This is a genomic window from Chromobacterium alticapitis (assembly GCF_002924365.1).
GTDB classification, from domain to species: domain Bacteria; phylum Pseudomonadota; class Gammaproteobacteria; order Burkholderiales; family Chromobacteriaceae; genus Chromobacterium; species Chromobacterium alticapitis.
On sequence record NZ_PQWB01000190.1, the window covers coordinates 1 to 3,811 of the forward strand.

At 58.3% G+C, this 3,811-nt stretch carries 1 protein-coding gene and 2 pseudogenes; all 3 read left to right on the forward strand.

Going from position 1 to position 3,811, the window contains the following annotated elements:
- Nucleotides 1–309: pseudogene (locus tag C2I19_RS22830) on the forward strand (ABC transporter ATP-binding protein); the annotation flags it as partial.
- A 553-nt stretch (nucleotides 310–862) separates the two neighbouring features.
- Nucleotides 863–3,442 carry a TonB-dependent receptor gene (locus C2I19_RS21260; RefSeq protein ID WP_103904567.1) on the forward strand — a complete coding sequence of 860 codons (2,580 nt, stop codon included), beginning with the start codon at nucleotides 863–865 and terminating at the stop codon, nucleotides 3,440–3,442.
- Nucleotides 3,443–3,629: 187 nt separating this feature from the next.
- Nucleotides 3,630–3,811: pseudogene (locus C2I19_RS21265) on the forward strand (hypothetical protein); the annotation flags it as partial.

Here is a 3,811-nt window from a genome sequence, read left to right on the forward strand (position 1 = left end):
TGCCTGACGCTGAAGCCGGAAGTGCTGATCTGCGACGAGTCGGTGTCGGCGCTGGACGTGTCGGTGCAGGCGCAGGTGCTGAACCTGCTGCAGGACTTGCAGGACGAATTCAAGCTGTCCTATCTGTTCATTTCGCACGATCTGGCGGTGGTGAAGCACATCTCGGACCAGGTGCTGGTGATGAACCAGGGGCAGGTGGTGGAGCAGGCGGACGCGGACGTGATCTACCGCGAGCCTAAGGACGGGTACACCAAGAAGCTGCTGGGAGCGATTCCGCAGGGCTGGAGCCCGACGCTGGCCATGGCTTGAGCGCAAGCCTGATCCGGATCAAAGCCAACCGGCCCGCGAGGGCCGGTTTTGTTTTGGGCGCGTGGTTTGACGGCTGAGTGGTTTCGCTTGGCGGGGATGAGGCGACTTGCGATCCGCTCATTGATGGGATGAGTAAAATTAAAAATATCAGCGAGCATGAAAATGCTGATACATGTTTTTTCTACAATTCGTTTGCATAAAAGCAACATATTTTACGGTAATGCGACGAAATATTTCTCTTCTTTGACCTGCTTGGATTGCGCTGCCAATGGCGATCATTTGGGGTATTTACGGGTCCGCGCATGGGTTTCCTTCATTTCTCCTCTCTTTGGCATGGGGCGCGTCTGCGGTCCGCCGCATGGCGCTAACTACCGAGCTGACATTTTTGTTTCATGACGAAATGTGACGTTAATTATCAAACATTGACAATTAAGATGCCTTCTTAACACACTCGAAACATAGTCGGCTTGTCCAAAAGCGCGACTTGGCACCGCCGTCATGCCGGCAAACGAATCGGCAGGCGGCGCTCGGGAAAATAAAGGAGAGTTTCGTGATGAAAAGAAAGCAGCTGGCGCTCGCGCTGGCCGTCATCGGCATTGGCGCGCACGCGCCATTCGCTTTGGCCGACAATGCCGGCGAGCTGGACCGGGTCGAGGTGACCGGCTCCAATATCAAACGCAGCATCAAACAGGAAAAGGCGCTGCCGGTCAGCATCATTCGCACCGAGGAAATGACCAAGCAGGGTTTTACCACGGTGGAGCAGGTGGTGAATTCCCTGGCCAGCAATCAGTCGTCAACAGTGGGAGCGTCCTCCGTGCAGTCGGTTAGCGGAGGTGCTGCCTATGCCAGCTTGCGTGGTCTTGGTTCGCAATACACCCTGGTGTTGCTGGATGGCCGGCGCGTAGCCAGCCAGGCCATCAGCGGCATCGCCACGGACTTGAACGCGATACCGCTGGCGGCGATTGAGCGCATCGAGGTGCTGCGGGATGGCGCCTCGGCCATCTACGGCACGGACGCCATTGGCGGCGTGATCAACTTCATCACCAAGAAGCGCGTCGATGGGCTGACGATAGGCGGCGAGGCGCTGTCGACCCAGCATCGCGGCGGCAATAGCGGCAGCGTCAACTTATTGGGCGGCGTGGGCGACTTGTCTCAGGATGGCTGGAATGTCTATGGCGCTCTGTCCTATCAGAAAACCCAGCGCATCACCACGCCGGAGCGCAGCTTCGCTTACAAGAACCTGACGGCGGACAATCTGAGCCCCGCGGTGTACCCGGCCAACTTCATCTACAAGGGCAATGTCTACAACCCGGCAGCGCCCAAATGCCAGCCGCCGTATGCGCAAGCGCTGGATGCGAATTCCTGCGGCGAAATGTCCACGCTCTTTATGGATCTGACGCCCGAAGTTGAGCAGATGACGGCCCTGGCCAAGGGCAGCAAGCGCATCGGCGACCATGAGTTGTCTCTGCAATACTTGGGCGCGCGCAATATCAGCACCACCCATATCTCGCCTACGCCGCTGGCCAAGATCGCGACTTTGGTGCCGGGCGACAAGTACTATCCGACGACCTTGCCGGATGGCACCAAGACTGACGGCAGCAAGGTGATTCTGAACGCGCGCTCGGTTCCGCTGGGGCCGCGCACCACCAAGAGCACGTCCGACACCCAGCGTCTGGCCTTCAATGCCGAGGGCTTGCTGGGCGGCTGGGATTATCGCGGCGGCGCCGTGTATTCCGAAAACAAGACCACCATCAATTACAAAGACGGCTATGCCAATGAGACCTTGATCAGGCAAGCGTTCAAGGATGGCACCATCAATCCGTTCGGCGATTCCGCGCCGGGCGCTTGGGATAGCGTGCGCTTGTTTGGCGACGGCTGGATCGCCAAGTACACGACGGCGTTGGCGGACTTCAAGGCCAGCAAGGAGCTGTTCTCGCTGCCGGCCGGGATGGTGGCGGGGGCGTTTGGCGCGGAGATGCGGCACGAGAAGCTGGATAGCCAGATTCAGGCTCTGGCGAGCAATGCGATAGGCTCCGGCATCGCCAATTCGCAGTCGACCAGCGGCCAGCGCAATGTTTCGGCGTTGTACGCGGAGGCGGAAATTCCGGTGCTGAAAGGGCTGGAGTTGCAAATCGCTTCGCGGTTCGACCATTACAACGACTTCGGCAATTCTTTCAATCCCAAGGTGGCTTTCAAGTATCAGCCCGCAGCGGAAGTATTGTTCCGCGGCTCGGCGAGCAAGGGTTTCCGCGCGCCTTCGCTATACGATGTATTCCAGCCTGACGCCACAACCTACACCGCGGACAAATTCAATGATCCGGTGCGCTGTCCCGGCGGCACGCCGGCCAACGGCGGCAACAAAGCCCAGGACTGCAATCAGCAGTTCATGGTGCAACAAGGCGGCAATCGCCATCTGAACCCGGAAAAGGCGTCGTCTTTGACTTTCGGCATCGTGATCGAGCCGACCAAGTCGCTCACCGCCAGCGCGGACTTCTGGTGGACCATGGTGCAGAACACGATAGGCGTGCTGGATCCCGGCGCCATCTTCGCCGATCCGGCTAAGTATGCCGATCGCTTCGTGCGTAATGCCGACGGCTCGCTGGATTATGTGAAGACGCCCACGGAGAACCTCGGCAATCTAAGCGCCGCAGGGGTGGATCTTAGCCTGGCCTACCGATTCCCTAAGACGGCCGCCGGCAATTTCGGCGTCAATCTGGATGGTACTTATACCTCCAAGTACGTGCAGCAACTGGAGCGGGGCGGCGCTTATTATAGTCCGCTGGGCGGCTGGTATCAGAACATCCTGGTGCCGACGCTGCGCTGGAAGCACAGCCTGGCCTTCAGTTGGTCCAAGGCGAACTGGAGCGCGCAACTGGTGCAGAACTACTCGTCCGGCTACACAGACATGAATCCGAACGATGAGGCGCACAATGTCAAGTCGTATTCCAATTGGAACCTGTCCGGCACGTATTTATGGAACAAGAAGCTGACAGTCACGGCCGGGGTGAAGAATCTGTTCGATCAGGAGCCGCCGTTCAGCAACCAGACCAAGACCTTTCAGTTCGGTTACGACCCGGTGCTGGCTGACTCCATTGGTCGAGCATATTTCTTGAAAGCGTCATATAAACTCTAAGGCCTGGCTATTGTATTTAGTCTGCAGGTATAGCATTCTGTCATGGGTAGCACACCCAAGCAGTAGGTGCCAGAAGGCAGCGGGAAACCGCAGTCATTTGGTGTGGTAATCGTCGGCAAGTCCGGGCGCTTCGGTTCACAAGGCGGGAGCGCCAGGCTTGCCGGTTTTGAAAGAATGGGTAACCCATATGACTAGTATCACAGCCAAAGGGATAGGAAGACCTCCGCCGCGCCGACGATTCGCCGGTTTGGCCGGGGTGATCATATTCCACGTCGTGCTGATCTACGCGCTGGCGACCGGTCTGGCCCAGGGCGTGGTCAAGGTGATCCAGCAGAAGGTGGAAGTGTCGGTGATCAGCGAACCGCCGCC

Coding starts and splice junctions, on each gene's coding strand:
- C2I19_RS21260 (WP_103904567.1), top strand. CDS start 863: ATGAAAAGAAAGCAGCTGGCGCTCGCGCTGGCCGTCATCGGCATTGGC.